Raw genomic sequence first — 18,682 nt, forward strand, 5'->3', positions numbered from 1 at the left:
CCAAAAGCCACGTTCATTTCGATAACTTTCAAAATAAATCTTGGCAGATGCCATCATTTCGACAATTCTAGAAATATCGAATCATCAGAGGTGATCCATGACGCTGGCACATGACCCCGACATCGGGCTGGAAATCGCGGCTTCGACCTTTGCGGCGCTTGGGTCGGAACAACGCCTGAACGTGCTGCGCACCCTGGTGCGGGCGGGGCCTGAGGGGTTGTCGATTGGCATGTTGGGCGACCGGACGGGTGTGGCGGGATCAACCCTGACCCATCACCTGAAAATTCTGGCGCAGGCGGGGCTGGTCAAACAAACCCGTTCCGGCCGCAGCATTATCTGCGCCGCCGTCGCCTATGACGAGGTGCGCGCCTTATCCGAGTTCCTGCTGAAAGAATGCTGCGCCGATTGCGCAGACGGAGGCCACAGCCATGACTGATCTAACCGCCCAAATCGCCCGACTGCCCCGTCCGGGCAAGGCATGGATCGCGAGTCTGGGCTTGCTTTTGATCGTCGGCATTCTGGACCCATCTAACCTGTGGCCGACCGTCGAATTCGCCGCCGGCGCGATCTGGCATACCCTGCCGTTCATCCTGTTTGCCGTGCTGGCAGTGGCCTACCTGAAGGCAACAGGCTCGGAAACTTTGTTGGCCAAGGCCTTTGAGGGCCGCGAAACGCGCATGATCTTTATGGCGGCACTTCTAGGGGGCCTTTCACCCTTTTGCTCGTGCGAGGTTATCCCCTTTATCGCCGCCCTTCTGGCCGTCGGTGCGCCACTTAGTGCGGTTATGGCCTTCTGGCTGGCGTCGCCCTTGATGGACCCTGCGATGTTTCTAATAACCTCGGGCACATTGGGCTGGGATTTTGCCATCGCCAAAACCATTGCGGCAGTGGGTTTGGGCCTGCTGGGCGGGTTCGGCGTGATGGTCTTTGCGCAATCGGTCGTGTTCCGTGATCCACTTCGGGAAAAGCCGCAGGTGGGTGGCTGTTGCAGCGCCAAGAAACCGTTCCAAGGCCCACCTGTCTGGAAATTCTGGCCACATGAGGACCGCCGCGACACGTTCCGTGAAACGGCAGTTGAAAACGGGCTATTCCTGCTGAAATGGCTGACGCTGGCCTATGTGATCGAAGCGCTGATGATCCACTACGTCCCCGCCGACATGATCGCAGGTATTCTGGGGGGCACCGGCGTCTGGCCCATCGTTATGGGCGCTGTGATCGGCGCGCCAGCCTATCTGAACGGCTACGCCGCTGTGCCGCTGGTCGACGCGCTGCTGACCCAAGGCATGGCACCGGGCGCGGCAATGAGCTTTGTTCTGGCCGGTGGCGTCAGCTGTATTCCCGCCGCAATTGCGGTCTGGGCGCTGGTGAAACCGCGTGTGTTCGGGGCCTACCTTGGCTTTGCGTTCGCAGGCTCTCTGATTGCCGGGCTGGCTTGGGGCGCCTGGGTTTGGGCGTAACGCCTTAGTCCACCGCCAGCCCCTCTGGCACGATCAGACGGGTTTCGTACCGGATCAGCCGCGCGATCTGGCGCAGGTGATCGCGACGGAAAGCCACGCAGCCTTCGGTCGGGTAACCGGCACGGCGGCGTTGGTGCAGGAAAATCGCCGATCCACGCCCCTTTTCTGCGTAGGGCCAGTTCCAGTCGGTCAGGATCACGATGTCATAAAGCGGATCGGCGCGGCGCAGTTTTTCGTGGCTGTAGGGATAAGGCGCGCGGACCATCTGGTTGTAATCCTCGTGCCCCACATCGTCCGACCACAGATCAGACGGCCCGATGGGCACCGCCCAATCCGCAGGGCGCGCAATGCGGTCGGGACGATACAGCATGCCGACAATCCGGTGTTCTCCCGCAGGGGTCGCGCCGTCGCCTTCGCGCTTGTCGCGTTTGACGGCCCCCTTGCCGATGGAACAGGGCCACAGACGCCCGCAAAACCGCAGCCCCTGCCGCGTCAGAACCATATCGGTGGGCTTCATGCGGCGTCTTTCTGCGTTAGGTGCGCCATCACATCGGCGGCGATTTCGTAGCTGTGCACGCGGGCTTTGTGATCGTGGATATGGCCCGACAGGATAACCTCATCCGGCTGGTAGGTATCGATAAACGCCTTGATCTGCGCCTCGACCTGATCGGGTGTGCCCACCGCCGACACGCGCTGCGCATCGTTCACGCCCGCCAGATATTGGGGTGGCACCACGTCTTCGATCCGGTCCACCGGATAGGGCAGCTTGCCGGGTTGGCCGCTGCGCAGACGGTAGAACGCCTGCTGCATCGAGGTGCGGATGCGGATCGCCTCGGCCTCGGTATCGGCGGCGATCACGTTGATCGCCATCATCGCGTGCGGCTTCGACAGGGTGTCGCTGGGTTTGAATTTGTCACGATAAACACGGAACGCCTGATCCAAGGCGGCGGGCGCGAAGTGCGAGGCAAAAGCGTAGGGCAAACCGAAATGCGCCGCGACCTGCGCGCCGTATAGGGACGACCCCAAAATCCACAAAGGCACCTCGGTCCCCGCGCCGGGATGGGCGTTGACGGCAGCCGCAGGATTGAGCGGGCCGAGCAGACGCTGAAGTTCGGCCACCTCGTCAGGGAAGCGATCAGCGCGTTCATGGGTCACGCCCATCGCCTGCATCACCGCGTGGTCACCCCCCGGCGCACGGCCAAGGCCCAGATCAATGCGGTTCGGGTAAAGCGTGGCCAATGTGCCGAACGCCTCGGCCACAGCCAAAGGCGCATGGTTGGGTAGCATGATGCCACCAGCGCCTACGCGGATCGACTTGGTCAAACCGGCCACATGGCCGATCAGAACGGCCGTCGCCGCCGAAGCGATGCCCGGCATGTTGTGATGTTCCGCCAGCCAATAGCGGTGATAGCCCCAGCGTTCGGCGTGCTGCGCCAGATCACCGGTGTTGCGCAGCGCGTCAGCGGCGTCTGAACCTTCGGGAACTGGGGCCAGATCAAGCAGCGAATACTTCATCGCGATCTCCTTTGTCCTGAAGCTATGCATGAACGCGCAAGACGCAAGGCCGCATCAACGCAGCCCCAGCGTTGCGTGTTACAGCATGTGGCCCGACTTGGCCGCTTTCGTCGCCAGATAGCGGGTGTTGTGTTCGTTTTCGCCTACTTTCAACGGCACACGTTCGGCAACCTTGATCCCGCAGTCTTCCATACGCGCGATCTTGGCCGGATTGTTTGTCAGTAGCCGCACCTGCGACACGCCGAGCTTGCCCAAAATCTGCGCGCCAAGGCGGAAATCGCGTTCGTCATCTTCAAAGCCCAGACGGTGATTGGCCTCGACCGTGTCGAATCCCTGATCCTGAAGCGCATAGGCACGCATTTTGTTCGCCAGACCGATGCCGCGACCTTCCTGATTCAGGTATAGCAGAATGCCTGCGCCCTCAGACCCCATCGCATTCAGCGCGGCGTTCAACTGGGGCCCGCAATCACATTTCAACGATCCCAGCAGATCGCCCGTGAAACACGCCGAATGAAGACGGGCCAGAACAGGCTTTTCCCGATCGGGGCGACCGATTTCGATGGCGTAATGTTCCTCAGACCCATCCTCGGGCCGGAAAATATGCAGGCGGGCGTTTTCGGCGGCACGAAGCGGCACGCGGGCCGAGACGACATGATCCAACGGGCTGAGCGCCTCAAGATGCGGGGCGGCGGCAGTGGCATCGACCAAAGACAACGCATTATCGGCGGCAAAGGCCACGCCATCGGCGACAGGGACGACAACCGCGGCAGGCAACAGACGCGAGGATTTGCACAGGGTAATCGCAAAACGGTGCAGAGCTGCATCGCCCTCACGGCGCGAATTCAACGGCCCCTTCATCGGCGTGGCCAGATCATCCGCTGGATCAGCAATGCTATGCACCCAACGAAGGCTGGCATCCGCTGGCAGAACGACACGCGCGATGTCGCCATCATAGGCTCGCGCCTTTAACGTCTGCGCACGGCGGCCCGTGATAGCCAGATCGGCAGGCAGCCCCAAGGCCAGAACATCGGCCAACCGCGCAGGCGCAATGGTTTCCGCCGACAGCACCAAAGCAGCGCCACTTTCCCCTATCAGAACGATCCCCACCCCCATGCGAAGATCAGCACGCGCACGGGCAAGTGTTTCAGTCAGGTCAGGAGAGAGCGTCATATCGGGCCTTCTAATTTGCGGAAGCCGCCTGCATTTGTAACAATTGGCCTTCGTTTACACGAGGACGTGAAAGACTTGCAGCAAAACTTGCGCAACCGCCACAGCGATCACATTTTCGTTTGAAACCACGGAGGACCACAATGGCCCAACTGAAAAATATTCTGCTGGTCGATGACGACGAAGACCTGCGCGAGGCGCTGGCCGAGCAACTTATTCTGACCGAAGACTTCGAAGTATTCGAGGCCGAAGACGGTGCCAGCGCGCTGGGACGCGTCAAGGAACAGCACTACGACCTGATCATTCTGGACGTCGGCCTGCCCGACACGGATGGTCGCGAGCTGTGCAAACTGATGCGCAAGCAGGGCGTGAAATCGCCGATCCTGATGCTGACGGGGCATGACTCGGACGCGGACACGATCCTTGGTCTGGATTCCGGCGCGAATGATTACGTGACCAAGCCGTTCAAGTTCCCTGTGCTTCTGGCCCGCATCCGCGCGCAACTGCGTCAGCACGAACAGTCCGAAGACGCGGTGTTCCAGTTGGGGCCGTATTCCTTCCGGCCAGCGATGAAGCTTCTGGTGACAGAAGACGACCGCAAGGTGCGCCTGACGGAAAAGGAAACCAATATCCTGAAATTCCTGTACCGCGCGCCCGACGGCATTGTGGCACGGGATGTGCTTTTGCATGAGGTGTGGGGTTACAACGCGGGCGTCACAACGCACACGCTGGAAACCCACATCTACCGCCTGCGGCAGAAAATCGAGCCCGATCCGTCGAACGCGCGTCTTCTGGTTACCGAAAGCGGCGGTTACCGCCTTGTGTCATAGGACACAGATTTTTGGGGTGATTAATGGAACTTTTAAAGTGTCCGTTGGTTACCCTGACAGTTCCCTTCGCATGTGAGGGTCATCACATGCACCCCTCCCTGTTGGACTGACCCGGGCAAGCCCCGGGTCTTTTTTTCCGGAGAACTAATCCCACACGTCAAAATTGCAGAAATCGGCTGTTCCCTCTTGAATAGGAGCAGTTCCCAGACTCTAATCCGTTGGATACTCGATTATTCAATTATTGGATTATTTATGGCCAATTCTTCGCCTTGGAACGATGACCTTCTTGAGTTTTCAAAGATCGGCTCAACTTTCACGAACCTCATCAAGTCTCTGGACACCGAAAAGTTATCTCAATTGAGGCTGGGTTTGGTCGCGGGAAGACGTTTTTTCGAAAGGCATGGGCCCAGCAACTTAGAGATGCAGGTGAAAATGTAGTTGAAGTTGATGTCCAACTTTCAGACCACTCCGGCGACCCGATCGTCACATTGCTTGGCGCATTGGTCGACGCGATCCCTAAGAAAGATGCATCATCGGCTCAAAAGGCTTTTGCCTCAGCAAAACACATCGCAGCGCTCGGTGCCAAAAGTGCAACTCGGATAGTGTTGCGTTCTGCCGCCGACGAAGTAATTGATGCTTTCACAGATAGTGCGACTGATGCCCTAGGCGATTTTGATCATTTGAACGATGTCATCCAAGATTTCGGAGACAGTCTATCCAAAGCCGCCGGAAACCTGATCGCGTCCCAAATGGCCGCAGAAAAAATTCGGAAAATTGAACTTCCCGAACACATACAAACCCTAAGAACTGCCATCTGCGAAGGGTCTGATAGCGAACAGGTGGTTGTCATAATAGACGAACTGGACCGCTGTCACCCTGATTACGCATTGGCATTCCTTGAAGCCACAAAGTTGATTTTTTCTCAATCAGGCTTTGTGTTCTGTTTAATGGTAAACACTGAACACTTGGAAAACTTGGCCAATCATCGCTTTGGGCAAACGGAAGGCGATGAAGCATACCTTGAGAAATTTGTTGATATTCGACTCAAACTTGAGCCATCCAAAGAAGCACTAGCATCAGCGGTATCTCAACTTGTTCACAAGCTACCGGCAAAAAGACTATTTTCAGAACAAGCCGCGTTTTCATTGGAAAGCGCCGCTAAACTAGCAGTTAACCTGACGCAAAAAACCGGGATTGGAATGCGAAAAATCGAGCGCATTCTTCTCAGAGTCGAAATGGCATTGCGGTGTTACCCTGACCAATACTTCGACATACCACTGCTTATATATCTAGCATTCGAGAACACATTAGATTCGAAGATTTCTACCGATGATCTTCCGAGAGCATCACTTACACCAGAACGCGCCCAAAACTTTCTATTGGATCGATCATTAGCTTCTGAAAATCCATTAAGTGAAAGGCCAGAGTCGCAGATGATGAGAGTAATTCGCGACGATTTTCCTGAGCTTCTCGAAATTCCGAGAGAGCGCTTCAAATTCCCAGACGATAGGGACTACTTCGACTGGGCAAAAGTGTTTGCATTTTTGGCTCCTCACTACATTCCCAGTCACCAACATGCGCTAAACGCGGTGGCAGAACTTTTGGTCGAAGCTGAGTAAAAAAGCCCCCGCAAAACTGCGAGGGCTTCTTTTGAGCGTTGGAAGGGCGGATTATTCCGCGTCTTCTTTTTTCTCTTCTTTTGCGGCTTCTTCGCCGGTCTCTTGGTCAACGACCTTCATCGACAGGCGAACCTTGCCGCGATCGTCGAAGCCCAGCAGCTTGACCCACACTTCCTGACCTTCTTTCAGAACGTCGGACGGGTGGTTCAGGCGGCGGTTTTCGATCTGGGATACGTGTACCAGACCGTCGCGCTTGCCAAAGAAGTTCACGAAGGCGCCGAAGTCGACGATCTTCACAACTTTACCTTTGTAGATGCCGCCTTCTTCCGGCTCTGCCACGATCGAATAGATCATGTCATAGGCCTTTTTGATGGCCTCGCCGTTCGGGCTTGCGATCTTGATCACGCCGTCGTCGTTGATGTCGACTTTCGCGCCGGAGGTTTCCACGATCTCGCGGATGACCTTGCCGCCGGAACCGATCACTTCACGGATCTTGTCGGTCGGGATCTGCATGGTTTCGATGCGCGGCGCGTGGACCGAGAATTCGGACGCTTCTGTCAGCGACTTGGCCATCTCACCCAGGATGTGCATACGGCCCGCTTTGGCCTGAGCCAGAGCTTTCTTCATGATCTCAGGCGTGATGCCTGCAACCTTGATGTCCATCTGCAGCGAGGTGATGCCGTTTTCGGTACCAGCCACTTTGAAGTCCATGTCGCCGAGGTGATCTTCGTCACCCAGAATGTCTGTCAGAACGGCGTAGGAACCGTCATCTTCCAGAACCAGACCCATGGCCACACCGGCAACCGGTGCCTTCAGCGGAACGCCTGCGTCCATCATGGACAGCGAGCCACCACAAACCGACGCCATCGAGGACGAACCGTTGGATTCGGTGATCTCGGATACAACGCGGATTGTGTAGGGGAAGTCTGTCGCCGCCGGCAGAACCGCCTGAAGCGCGCGCCATGCCAGTTTACCGTGACCGATTTCACGACGACCCGGCGAACCAACGCGACCCACTTCACCAACCGAATACGGAGGGAAGTTATAGTGCAGCAGGAAGTTCGAACGGAAGTTGCCGTGCAGCGCGTCGATGATCTGTTCGTCATCGCCGGTACCCAGAGTGGTCACAACCAGACCTTGGGTTTCGCCACGTGTGAACAGCGCGGAACCGTGTGTACGGGGCAGCAGGCCTGTTTCACAAACGATGTCACGCACTTCGTCCAGCGCGCGGCCGTCGATACGCTTGCCTTCTTTCACAACTGTCGAACGCAGAACTGTGGATTCCAGCTTTTTCAGCGCAGAGCTGAGGTTCGCATCGGCCAGTTCTTCTTCGGACAGCTCAGCCTTGATCGCTTCTTTGGCAGCGGCAACAGCGGCAACGCGCTCTTGCTTGTCCAGAATGCTGTAGGCGGCTTTCATCTGGTCTGCACCCAGCGCGCTGACGCGCTCGTACAGGGCAGAGTAATCCGGCGGTGTGAATTCGAACGGCTCTTTCGCGGCATCTTCGGCCAGATCGATGATCAGGTCGATAACCGGCTGGATCTGTTCGTGCGCGAATGTCACGGCGCCCAGCATTTCGTCTTCGGTCAGTTCGTACGCTTCGGATTCAACCATCATCACGGCGTCTTTGGTACCGGCAACGACAAGGTCCAAACGCTGTTCAGGGTTGTTGCGCAGCTGATCCATATCCTCAACCTCAGGGTTCAGGATGTATTCGCCGTCAACATAGCCCACGCGGCAGCCCGCGATCGGGCCCATGAACGGTGCGCCCGAGATGGTGAGGGCAGCAGAGGCCGCGATCATCGCAACAACGTCGGGGTCGTTGACCAGGTCGTGGCTCAGAACGGTACACATCACCAGAACTTCGTTTTTGAAGCCGGGAACGAACAGCGGACGGATCGGACGGTCGATCAGACGCGCAGTCAGCGTCTCTTTTTCCGTCGGACGCGCTTCGCGCTTGAAGAAGCCACCCGGTACTTTACCGGCAGCATAGTATTTCTCTTGGTAGTGAACGGTCAGCGGGAAGAAATCCTGACCTTCTTTTTGCGTCTTGGCAAAGGTCACGTTCGCCATGACCGAGGTTTCGCCAAGCGTCGCGATGACTGTGCCATCGGCCTGACGGGCAACCTTACCCGTTTCCAGTGTGAGCGTTTCCTCGCCCCACTGCATTGTTTTCTTCGTAACGTTAAACATCAGCGTTTCCTGTATGGGAGCGCTCCCGGCCCTCCGGGTCTCCCGTTTGAATGGCGGCCCCATTGCCGCCGACCCCTTCAATCTTTTCATGCGCCGGGGTCAAAGCGTCACGTCTCAGATGGGCGCCACATACACGACTTTGCGGCATATTGAAAGCCATTGCGCGTTTGGTGGGCGACCCAAAAAAACGCCCGCCTGAAACCAGACGGGCGTCCTGAATTCCGATCAGATCGGATTGGCTTAGCGGCGGATGCCGAGTTTGCCGATCAGGTCTGTGTAGCGAGCTTCTTCTTTGCCCTTCAGGTAGTCCAGCAGCTTACGGCGCTGAGCAACCAGTTTCAGAAGACCACGACGCGAGTGGTTGTCTTTCTTGTGGGTTTTGAAGTGCTCTGTCAGCGTTGTGATACGGCTGGTGAGGATCGCAATCTGTACTTCCGGCGAACCTGTGTCGCCTTCTTTGGTTGCGAATTCTTTCATCAGACGCTGTTTTTCTTCAGCTGTAATCGACATCGGGGTCTCCTTCAGAGTTAAGGGTTATGGCGCAAGCCGGGATGTCGTCCAGCATGGCCCGTGGAGCACAACGGGTCCCAAGAACCCGAAGCGATGCGCGCGTATAGGTCGATTCCTATACAAATGAAAGGAAAATGTGGGTTGCGACGCTAGACCCCGAAATCGCCCGCCAGCGTTTCAGGTGCCAGAACGATGTCGCTGACAAGGGGGGCCTGATCGGTCGGCACGGTACAGGCGATATCCCCGTTCAAAAGGATATTGGTGATCGCCGGATTGTTCGCATCCTGTTCGATGCTCAGTTCGGGTTCGACGCCTGCGGTGTCGTCAAACAGAACGATGATCTGGTCTTCGGTACTATCGTAATCCATGAAATGCGCCGCTGCTCCGGTATCTGTGGCGTCCATGACAAAGCTGTCCGCCCCGTCGCCACCGGACACATAATCGCCCTGCCCGGCGACCAGCGTATCCGCGCCGTCACCGCCATTCAGAAAGTCGGTATCCGCATCATCGTTGCCATAGAGCACGTCATTGCCCCATGCGCCGAACAGCGTATCGATGCCTTCGCCGCCGGACATCGTGTCATCGCCTTCGCGACCCATCAGCGCGTCATTCCCCGTGTCACCATTCAACACATCATTACCCAGACCACCGGTCAGGCTGTCATCACCCGCACCACCTGAAAGACTGTCATCACCAGCGCATCCCTGCAGGTCGTCATTTCCATCGCCGCCTTCGATCCAGTCGCCGTCATCCTGACCTGCCATGGTGTCATTGCCATCGCCACCCGTCAGAAGGTCGCCGCCCGCGCCACCGCGTAGGACATCGTCGCCCGCGTCGCCATCTATCGCGTCCGCACCGTCGCCGCCATCCATATGATCGGTTTCCGAACTACCGGTCAGATCATCTGCGCCGTTGCCCCCGCCGATGATCCATCCACCTGCGCCAGTGGCCTGAACGTCGCCGTCTTTCTTATCGTCAGACAGGTCATCGGCCAGCAGATCATCATCGGCGTCGCTGTCTTCATCAGGCATAGGCAGCGTGGCCAACATCGCTGTCGACCCCAACACCATCAAACCCAAGAGACCCGATAAAAGAAGCATGTCCAATCCGCCACTGTTCAACCCGAACCAACACCAATCCGGTGAGTTAAGGCAAACACCTTCGGATTCCGTGGTTAATGATTTCCTGCATAGCGCGTGCCAACGGGCCAATCCTCGGGACGGGTTTTGTAGGACACATAAAGCGGGTGCCGCGGATGGCCGTCTTTGGTCAGGCCAAGGTGGGTCATTGGCCCCAATTTTGCGGCCAGATCGACGGCACGCCCCAGATGCGCACCATGCACACCCCACGCGGCGATCGTGGTGCCTGCAAGGTCATGCCACTGCAACAAAATCTGGTCATTGGCAGGGCCAACCGGATCTTTCGCCTTTTTCAGGTCCTCCGGTTTGGTGGCACGGAAGGCAAACAGATTAGCAATCATCACGCCGCCGAATCCCATGTCACGCGCACGGGTTTCGCAGCGATGGATTGTGGGGTCATTCTTTAGCTCGGTCGCCGTGGACGGGTTGAGCATAATGAATAAAACTTGAGGGTTCTCGGCATTCCAGACGCGGCGGAGGCCATAGCGGTACCGTTCGCATCCGCTGTAAACCGCCATCGATTCGGTGCCGTCTTGGGCCTGATGGTGGCGTTCGATCAGTTCGGATTTTGCCCCGCGTCGTGCCAGCGCCCCGCCCCTTAGTCTGCTTCGACAAACACCCGCGACGGATGCAGTTCGCCCGCTTTGAACCGCCCAACCGCGATGGGCGTGCCATTCAAAGATGCCCAGCATTCTTCGCCGTATTCGACATCCGATGCAATCACGACCGCCGGATTGCCATTGCGAAGGCGCGTGGCGGACTCGGGCGGACAGGTCACTTCGGGCAGATCGGCCAGACCGACCTCGATCGGCAGCAGTTTGGCATCCAGTTCGGGCGTTTTTGCCAATGCGTCGATCTCTTCAATCGACAGACCGTCTTCGACCTCGAACGGGCCGGACCAGATACGGCGCAATTCGCGCACGTGACCAAAGCAGCCCAAAGCCTGCCCCAGATCGCGGGCAATCGAGCGAACGTAGCCGCCCTTGCCACAGGTCATTTCCAGCGTGACGTGGTCCGCATCCGGGCGTTCCAGCATGATCAGTTCTTCGACCCACAAGGGGCGCGCGGCCAGCTCCATCTCTTCGCCATCGCGGGCGCGTTTGTAGGCGCGTTCACCGTCGATCTTTACGGCAGAGAACTGCGGCGGCACCTGCATGATGTCGCCGACAAACTGATGAAGCGCCTCTTTGATCTGATCGTCCGAGGGGCGTTCATCAGAGGATGCGATCACTTCGCCTTCGGCATCATCTGTGTTGGTCGCTTGGCCCAGACGCACGGTGAACCGGTAGGCCTTCATCGCGTCGGTGATGTAGGGAACCGTTTTGGTCGCCTCGCCCAGCGCCACCGCCAGAACGCCCGTCGCTTCGGGGTCAAGCGTGCCTGCGTGGCCCGCCTTTTTCGCGGCCAGCGCCCAGCGCACCTTGTTCACAACAGCGGTCGAGGTGATGCCAGCGGGCTTGTCCACCACCAGCCATCCAGAAATATCGCGACCTTTGCGTTTCCGTCCCATACGACCTGCCTTTGAAAGATACGGGCAAAAGATAAGGGCGCCCGCCTAGCCCAGCGAATGCGCCCTGTCAATTCATCCCGAAAGGACCAAAGGTTCAGTCGAGAACGCGCGCCTCGTCCCGCAGCATGACGGGAATTCCGTCGCGGATCGGGAAGGCCAGATTGGCGGCCTTGCTGACCAGTTCCTGCTTTTCCGCGTCATATTCCAGACGGGTGTGGGTTTCAGGGCAAACAAGTGATTCAAGCATACGGCGGTCAAAGACCTGTGGCGCGTCAGTCATTGCAGTATTCCTTCTGTCGCGCCGCCACGCAGCGCGTATTCGATCAGGGTCACCAGAGTTTCGCGCCGTTGTGTCAGCGATTTCGCCTCAAGCAAAGCCTGTTTGTCTTCGGGATCGAACTCCAGCAGCATCGAAAGCGAGTTGATCAGCAGTTCGTCCTCGGCATCTTTCAACGTATCCCAGTCGGCAGACAGGTCCATCGCATCGAAATACCGATCCAAGAGATCAAGGAAAGACGACCGATCAAAACTGACATCACGTTCGGTGCCATCCAGATCGGGCGAGTAATTGTCCCAAGACACCTCGCAGCGTCGATAGGGTGTGAACCCTTCGACTTCATCACGCACTTCGAACCGCGACACACCTGCCAGTGTGATCATGTAGCGGCCATCTTCGGTTTCCGAGAATTGCGTCACACGACCCGCACAACCGATGTGCTGCAGGCCGAACTTATTGCCCGAAGCATCGCAGGGCTGAACCATGCCGATCAGGCGCGACGGCGTTTTCAGCGCGTCATCCAGCATCGCCAGATAACGGGGTTCAAATAGATGTAAGGGAAGTCGGGCGCGCGGCAGCAGCAGCGCACCTGGCAAAGGGAAAACCGGGATGATGTCCGGCAGGTCTTTGATCCGTGTCATATAAGACGAGGTTAGCCCAAAAGCCGGTTTAGGCAAATATCATCGAACTGAGTTTCCGACGTCCGTTCAGCACGATAGGATCGTTCGGTTTCAGAGCGTCGAAAATGGTGAAAAGCTGTTCTTTTGCGGCACCATTATTCCACTCGCGATCCTTGCGGAACAGTTCAAGCAGGGTTTCCACCGCCTCTTCTGTCTGACCGTTGGCATTTTGCGCCTGCGCCAGATCAAGACGGGCCTGAAGGTTGTCCGGCTCAGCTTCGACCTGCGCCATCAGTTCGGCCACGGGGCCCGCGTTGGCGGCCTGCTTGGCCAGCGTCAGTTGGGCGTGCGCAGCTTCCAGTTCGGGGCTTTGCGAAATCTCGGCAGGGGCGCCGTTCAGGATGGCTTCGGCCTGTTCGACCTCGCCCACCGCCAGATAGGCGCGCACCATGCCGCCGTAGGCCGCTGCGTTGTTCGGGTCTTCGCCAAGAACCGCTTGGAACACCTGAACCGCGTCGGTGGCGGCACCCTGTTCCAGCATTTCCTCGGCAGCCGCGATTGCGTCATCCAGACCGCCAGAGGCATCGCCACCGGACGCCTTGACCAGACGTTCGATGAAGGCCTTGATTTCGGACTGTGGCACCGCGCCTTGGAAGCCGTCCATCGGCTGGCCCTGATAGAAGGCGTAAACCGTCGGGATCGACTGGATTTGCAGCTGGCCCGCGATGGCCTGCGCCTCGTCGACGTTGACCTTGGCCATCTTCACGGCACCTTTGGCGTCGCGTACGGCCTGTTCCAGCATCGGACCAAGCGTTTTGCACGGGCCACACCACGGCGCCCAGAAATCAACGATGACGGGAACGTCGCGGCTGGCTTCGATCACGTCTTTCATGAAGTCGCGCTCTGCGACGTCTTTGATCAGGTCCTGATCCTGAGGTTGCGCTCCGCCCAGTTCAATCATCACGCGCCCTTTCGCGAATATCCCAAAGTTACTGCCTTACATGGCCGTCCTGCCCCTATCATGCAAGGGGCAGCACTGTCGCGCTTACACGTCGAAGGTTGCAAAGACCGGTGCGTGGTCAGACGGTTTTTCCCAGCCGCGCACATGGCGCAGGATTTTGCTGGAATGGCCTGCGCTGGCGATATCAGACGTGGCCCAGACGTGATCCAGACGGCGGCCCTTATCCGCTGCATCCCAGTCGCGGGCGCGGTAAGACCACCAGCTATACAGCAAACCTTTGGGAATATCGGCGCGGGTCACGTCGACCCAGTTGCCTGCATCCTGCACCTGAGCGAGGTGTTCGACCTCGACCGGGGTGTGGGACACGATCTTCAACAGCTTCTTGTGATCCCACACATCATCTTCGCGCGGGGCGATGTTCAGATCGCCGACCAGAATGGATTTCTCGGGCTTTTCGCTATGAAACCAGTCGCGCATGCCGGTCAGGTAATCCAGCTTCTGGCCGAACTTTTCGTTCTTTTCACGGTCCGGTTCATCACCACCCGCAGGCACATAGAAGTTGTGGATCGTCACACCGTTTTCCAGACGCCCCGCTACGTGGCGGGCATGGCCGAGGTTGGCGAAATCCTGATCGCCTGCATCCTCGATCGGCAGCTTCGACAGGATCGCAACGCCGTTGTAGCCCTTCTGACCACGCGCAACCATGTGGTTGTAGCCAAGGGCACGGAACTGCTCCATCGGGATCTTTTCGACGGGGCTTTTGCATTCCTGCAGGCACAACACGTCCGGTGCTTCTTCGGACATCAGTTGCGCCACGATGCCTTCGCGCAGACGGACCGAGTTGATGTTCCATGTCGCAAGGGTAAAGGGCATCCGAGTTCTCCTGAATTTGTCGGGCGGAGAATGCCCAGATCGGCGCGGTTTCCTCAACCCGAAAACAAACAAAACCCGCCAGACACGTTTGCGTCCGACGGGTTCTTATCAATCAAGCCAGCAGTCTTACGACGGCAGCTTGGCTGTGCGCAGATACGGCAGAACGGTTGTGAATTCGCCGAACTTTTCTTTGGCGTCCTCGGCCGAGACGGTCGCCGGAATGACAACGTCCTGACCAACCTGCCAGTTTGCCGGTGTGGCGACGGTGTATTTGGCCGCAGTCTGCAGACCGTCCAGCGCGCGCAACACCTCGGCAAAGTTGCGGCCGACGTTCATCGGGTAGGTCATGGACAGTTTCAGTTTCTTGTCCGGACCGATGATAAAGACGGAACGCACGGTCGCGCTGTCGTTCGGTGTGCGGCCATCGGGCAGATAGGCTTCGGCGGGCAGCATGTCGAAGGCTTTGGACAGTTCCAGACCATCGTCCGCGATGATCGGGAAGCCAGCGGCGGTGCCAGCAACTTTCTCGATATCGCCTTTCCACTTTTTGTGGTCTTCGACGCCATCAACGGACACGCCGATCACCTTGGTGTCGCGCTTTGCCCATTCGTCCGCCAGCTGGGCCACTGCGCCGAATTCGGTTGTGCAGATCGGCGTGAAATCCTTGGGGTGCGAGAACAGGATCGTCCAGTTGTCGCCAATGAACTCATGCAGAGTGAATGTGCCGAGGTCGGTTTCGACCTTCAGATCAGGTACGGTGTCGTTAATGCGCAAGGACATGTGAGTCTCCCTAAAAAATCTGCGTTGTGTCTTACCTAAGGGTTTCAATTTGGGAAAGAACCCCCAATGTTGCCGCAGGGGACTTGCAATAGCTGCAAGGCAGAGGCAAGAATTTGATCAAATTCACATAGCGCACCGGTTGCGCAGGGAGGTTTCAGGCATGGACCATAAGAAATTCTACATCGACGGCGCATGGGTAGACCCGATTGAAGGCCGCGATCTGGATGTCATCAACCCGACGACAGAAGAGCCTTTCGCAACGATTTCACTGGGTGGTCAGGCCGATACAGATGCAGCCGTTGCCGCCGCCAAGCGTGCCCTGCCCGGTTGGATGGCAACCCCGCCGGAAGAGCGGATCGCAGCGGTAGAACGCCTGCTGGCCGCCTATAAGGCAAAGGCCGAAGACTTGGCGCAGGCCATGAGCCAGGAAATGGGTGCACCACTGGATCTGGCGCGGCGCAATCAGGTTGGCGCAGGCATCTGGCATCTGAGCGGCTTTCTGAAAGCCGCCAAGGATTTCAAATTCGAAGAGCCTCTGGGCGATCACGCCCCGAATGACCGCATCATTCACGAAGCCGTCGGTGTTGCCGCGCTGATCACGCCGTGGAACTGGCCGATGAACCAGATCACGCTGAAAGTGGGCGCGGCGGCTGTGGCGGGTTGCACGATGGTTCTGAAACCTTCTGAGGAAAGCCCGATTTCCGCGATGGTCTTTGCAGAAGCGATGCACGAGGCAGGCTTCCCCGCCGGTGTGTTCAACCTTGTAAACGGTGACGGTGTCGGCGTCGGGTCGCAACTTTCGGCGCATCCGGATGTGGATATGGTCAGCTTCACGGGCTCGACCCGCGCAGGCAAACTGATTTCAAAGGCCGCGGCGGATACGTTGAAGCGCGTGCATCTGGAACTGGGCGGCAAAGGCGCGAACCTGATCTTCGCCGATGCGGACGAGAAGGCCGTCAAACGTGGCGTCCTGCATATGATGCAGAACTCGGGTCAAAGCTGTAACGCGCCGTCGCGTATGATGGTCGAAGCGCCTGTATATGATCGCGTGGTAGCCGAGGCTGCCGAAGTGGCCGCGAAGGTCACTGTTGGTCCCGCATCCGAGGAAGGCCGCCACATCGGCCCTGTCGTGAACCGCACGCAGTGGGACAAGATTCAGGGGTTGATCCAGACAGGCATCGACGAAGGTGCGCGTCTGGTCGCCGGTGGTCCCGGATTGCCCGAAGGCATGAACAAGGGCTTCTTTGTGCGCCCGACAGTTTTTGCCGATGTCACACCTGACATGACCATCGCGCGCGAAGAGATTTTTGGCCCCGTTCTGTCGATCATGAAGTTCGACAGCGAAGAGGAAGCTTTGGAAGTTGCCAACGACACGCCCTATGGCCTGACGAACTATGTGCAAACCGCTGACGGCGCGCGGCGCAACCGTCTGGCGCGGCGTTTGCGGTCGGGCATGGTGGAAATGAACGGTCAGGACCGCGCGCAGGGATCGCCCTTTGGCGGGATGAAGCAATCGGGCAATGGCCGTGAAGGTGGTTACTACGGTCTGATCGACTTCCTTGAGGTCAAAGCTGTGTCCGGTTGGGACAGCGACGAAGCCTGATCCGGCGGAGTGCTGCGGCGTACCGCAGCACACAGTTTAGCCTCGGCCAGAAGGCCTCGGGCGGTTCCCCTTTCAAGGCCCCTAGAACGGGGCCTTGACGCGGAACGTGTGGCCCTTGCCCCCATCGGGGTGACTGATGCGCAATTCTTCGGCGTGCAACATCATGCGCGGGTAATCCTGATATGTGTCGGGCGTATAAAGCGGGTCGCCCAGAATGGGGTGGCCGATGAATTTGGTGTGCACCCGAAGTTGGTGGCTGCGACCGGTTTTCGGGAAAAGGCGCAGGCGGCTTTCGGTGTCGCTTGACTTCATCACCCGCCAGTCGGTTTGCGCCGCGCGCCCGTTTTCGTAGTCGATCATCTGCAAGGGGCGGTTCGGCCAGTCGACGCCGATAGGCTGGTCCACTGTGCCGGTCTTTTCCTCGACCTTGCCGTGGACGCGGGCCACATAGGTTTTCTTGGTCGTGCGTTTTTCAAATTGCTTACCGAGGTGACGCTGCGCATGAGGTGTCAGGCCGAACACCATCGCGCCGGATGTGTCGCGATCCAGACGGTGGACCAGCAACACCTCGGGGTAGATCGCTTGCAGACGTGTGATCAGGCAATCCGCCAGTTCGGGGCCCTTCCCCGGTACCGACAAAAGGCCCGAGGGTTTGTTGACCACCAGAATTTCGTGATCGGCATGGACGATCTCAATGTCGTCCTGCGGAGGGTTATAGGGGGTGATCGACATCAGACGATTTCATGTCCTGCGGCCCGCAGACGCTCTGCCACCGCCGCGATGTGGGCCGGACCTGTTTCGCAGCACCCGCCGATAATTGTCGCGCCGCGGTTCACCCAATCCATGGCAAAATCGGCGTAGCGTTCGGGCGTTATGTCATCGCGTGGATGAAGCGCGTCGACCGTGGGGCTGTCTGTCAGGAACTCTTTGGTGATCTGGGTGAACGCATTTGCAAAGGCGCCGACAGGCAAACCAGATGGCAGGAGTTCGTCGATGGCTGCTGCCATCGCCTCGGGCGCGGAACAGTTGGCCAGTAATGCGTCTGCGCCGGACAGTTTGGCGATCTCGGATACAGGTTCGCCCGAGCGGAGCAGACTGCCGTCTTCGTCATCCACCGTCACTGCCAGCCAGACGGGTTTGCCGCAGCCCAGAGCCGCCTCAAGCGCGGCTTTCGCGTGGGCGACCGATGCGACCGTTTCGAACAGGATCAAGTCGACATGCGGGGCCAGAGCCGCCACCACGGGTGCATATTCGGCAACGCCGGTGGCATGATCCGGGAAAATGTCAGGCTGATAGGACGCGCCGAGCGGTCCGATGGCACCAGCAATCCGGCCGGAGCCGTGCTCATCACGGGCGGCCTTGGTCTCGGCCAATGCGGTGGCGCGCAATGGGCCCTCTTGATCGGCAATACCGGCCTTGACCAAACGATCCCGCAGCAGGGCGTAGGTGTTTGTCGTCGCAATCGTTGCGCCCGCCGCAAAGTAATCGGCGTGGATTTCCTGGACCAGGCCGGGGTGATCCACCATCACCTGCGTGGCCCAAAGGGGGGTGGGCGTGTCGCCTGTGCGGTGCAGCAACTCTTGCCCCATGCCGCCGTCTAAAAGCGTGATTTTTGCCATGTCAGACCT

At 58.3% G+C, this 18,682-nt stretch carries 20 protein-coding genes; 5 read left to right on the forward strand and 15 right to left on the reverse strand.

All coding sequences use genetic code 11. From position 1 onward, the window contains the following. The first annotated feature begins 97 nt into the window (after positions 1–97). Both C4S59_RS03955 and C4S59_RS03960 read left to right on the forward strand, forming a co-directional pair. Positions 98–436, forward strand: coding sequence for an ArsR/SmtB family transcription factor (locus C4S59_RS03955; protein ID WP_103909147.1), 339 nt, complete (start codon positions 98–100; stop codon positions 434–436). Continuing rightward, the gene (locus C4S59_RS03960) at positions 429–1,457 is read left to right on the forward strand and encodes a permease (RefSeq protein WP_103909148.1); all 1,029 of its coding nucleotides are present in this window, start codon (positions 429–431) and stop codon (positions 1,455–1,457) included. The genes C4S59_RS03955 and C4S59_RS03960 overlap by 8 nt, the downstream gene beginning before the upstream one ends. 4 nt (positions 1,458–1,461) lie before the next feature. On the opposite strand, the gene C4S59_RS03965 is transcribed toward C4S59_RS03960, so the two are convergent. The 3 genes from C4S59_RS03965 to ribA all read right to left on the reverse strand — a co-directional run bounded on the left by C4S59_RS03965 (position 1,462) and on the right by ribA (position 4,142). Continuing rightward, the gene (locus tag C4S59_RS03965; RefSeq protein ID WP_103909149.1) at positions 1,462–1,974 is read right to left on the reverse strand and encodes a L,D-transpeptidase family protein; all 513 of its coding nucleotides are present in this window, start codon (positions 1,972–1,974) and stop codon (positions 1,462–1,464) included. Then, positions 1,971–2,972 (reverse strand): LLM class flavin-dependent oxidoreductase, encoded by a 1,002-nt coding sequence (locus C4S59_RS03970; protein WP_103909150.1) that lies wholly within the window; start codon positions 2,970–2,972, stop codon positions 1,971–1,973. The genes C4S59_RS03965 and C4S59_RS03970 overlap by 4 nt, the downstream gene beginning before the upstream one ends. A gap of 78 nt (positions 2,973–3,050) precedes the next feature. Continuing rightward, positions 3,051–4,142, reverse strand: coding sequence for a GTP cyclohydrolase II (gene ribA, locus C4S59_RS03975; RefSeq protein WP_103909151.1), 1,092 nt, complete (start codon positions 4,140–4,142; stop codon positions 3,051–3,053). Between the two features lie 140 nt (positions 4,143–4,282). Here ribA and C4S59_RS03980 point away from each other — a divergent pair, with 140 nt between their 5' ends. Together C4S59_RS03980 and C4S59_RS03990 are read left to right on the forward strand one after the other, a co-directional pair. Beyond that, entirely contained in the window at positions 4,283–4,969 is a 687-nt protein-coding gene (locus C4S59_RS03980) for a response regulator transcription factor (RefSeq protein WP_103909152.1), read from the forward strand. 356 nt (positions 4,970–5,325) lie between these two features. Beyond that, on the forward strand, positions 5,326–6,588 hold the full coding sequence (locus C4S59_RS03990; protein ID WP_234994684.1) for a KAP family P-loop NTPase fold protein: 1,263 nt from the start codon (positions 5,326–5,328) through the stop codon (positions 6,586–6,588). Positions 6,589–6,639: 51 nt separating this feature from the next. On the opposite strand, the gene pnp is transcribed toward C4S59_RS03990, so the two are convergent. The 10 genes from pnp to C4S59_RS04040 form a co-directional block, all read right to left on the reverse strand. Beyond that, positions 6,640–8,781, reverse strand: a complete 2,142-nt coding sequence (gene pnp / locus C4S59_RS03995) for a polyribonucleotide nucleotidyltransferase (protein ID WP_103909155.1) — start codon at positions 8,779–8,781, stop codon at positions 6,640–6,642. A gap of 240 nt (positions 8,782–9,021) precedes the next feature. Continuing rightward, the gene (rpsO, locus tag C4S59_RS04000) at positions 9,022–9,291 is read right to left on the reverse strand and encodes a 30S ribosomal protein S15 (protein WP_103909156.1); all 270 of its coding nucleotides are present in this window, start codon (positions 9,289–9,291) and stop codon (positions 9,022–9,024) included. Positions 9,292–9,440: 149 nt separating this feature from the next. Next, positions 9,441–10,391, reverse strand: a complete 951-nt coding sequence (locus C4S59_RS04005) for a calcium-binding protein (protein ID WP_103909157.1) — start codon at positions 10,389–10,391, stop codon at positions 9,441–9,443. Between the two features lie 74 nt (positions 10,392–10,465). After that, entirely contained in the window at positions 10,466–11,122 is a 657-nt protein-coding gene (locus C4S59_RS04010) for a DUF1643 domain-containing protein (RefSeq protein ID WP_200813159.1), read from the reverse strand. Beyond that, positions 11,029–11,940, reverse strand: a complete 912-nt coding sequence (gene truB / locus C4S59_RS04015; protein ID WP_103909158.1) for a tRNA pseudouridine(55) synthase TruB — start codon at positions 11,938–11,940, stop codon at positions 11,029–11,031. The genes C4S59_RS04010 and truB overlap by 94 nt, the downstream gene beginning before the upstream one ends. Before the next feature lie 94 nt (positions 11,941–12,034). Next, positions 12,035–12,220 carry a Trm112 family protein gene (locus C4S59_RS04020; RefSeq protein ID WP_103909159.1) on the reverse strand — a complete coding sequence of 62 codons (186 nt, stop codon included), beginning with the start codon at positions 12,218–12,220 and terminating at the stop codon, positions 12,035–12,037. After that, the gene (locus tag C4S59_RS04025; RefSeq protein WP_103909160.1) at positions 12,217–12,858 is read right to left on the reverse strand and encodes an LON peptidase substrate-binding domain-containing protein; all 642 of its coding nucleotides are present in this window, start codon (positions 12,856–12,858) and stop codon (positions 12,217–12,219) included. The genes C4S59_RS04020 and C4S59_RS04025 overlap by 4 nt, the downstream gene beginning before the upstream one ends. A gap of 28 nt (positions 12,859–12,886) precedes the next feature. Then, positions 12,887–13,798 (reverse strand): thioredoxin, encoded by a 912-nt coding sequence (gene trxA / locus C4S59_RS04030; RefSeq protein WP_103909161.1) that lies wholly within the window; start codon positions 13,796–13,798, stop codon positions 12,887–12,889. A gap of 84 nt (positions 13,799–13,882) precedes the next feature. After that, entirely contained in the window at positions 13,883–14,671 is a 789-nt protein-coding gene (locus C4S59_RS04035; RefSeq protein WP_103909162.1) for an exodeoxyribonuclease III, read from the reverse strand. 126 nt (positions 14,672–14,797) lie between these two features. Further along, entirely contained in the window at positions 14,798–15,451 is a 654-nt protein-coding gene (locus C4S59_RS04040) for a peroxiredoxin (protein ID WP_103909163.1), read from the reverse strand. A gap of 160 nt (positions 15,452–15,611) precedes the next feature. On the opposite strand from C4S59_RS04040, the gene C4S59_RS04045 reads away from it, so the two are divergent. Then, the gene (locus tag C4S59_RS04045) at positions 15,612–17,054 is read left to right on the forward strand and encodes an aldehyde dehydrogenase family protein (RefSeq protein WP_103909164.1); all 1,443 of its coding nucleotides are present in this window, start codon (positions 15,612–15,614) and stop codon (positions 17,052–17,054) included. Between the two features lie 81 nt (positions 17,055–17,135). Here the strand turns inward: C4S59_RS04045 and C4S59_RS04050 are convergent, their stop codons facing one another. Then, positions 17,136–17,786, reverse strand: a complete 651-nt coding sequence (locus C4S59_RS04050) for an RluA family pseudouridine synthase (protein WP_103909165.1) — start codon at positions 17,784–17,786, stop codon at positions 17,136–17,138. Next, on the reverse strand, positions 17,786–18,673 hold the full coding sequence (locus C4S59_RS04055) for a homocysteine S-methyltransferase family protein (RefSeq protein WP_103909166.1): 888 nt from the start codon (positions 18,671–18,673) through the stop codon (positions 17,786–17,788). Before C4S59_RS04055 ends, C4S59_RS04050 begins: the two co-directional genes overlap by 1 nt. Positions 18,674–18,682 lie beyond the last annotated feature (9 nt).

This window comes from Thalassococcus halodurans, from assembly GCF_900108225.1.
Classification (GTDB): Bacteria; Pseudomonadota; Alphaproteobacteria; order Rhodobacterales; family Rhodobacteraceae; genus Thalassococcus; species Thalassococcus halodurans.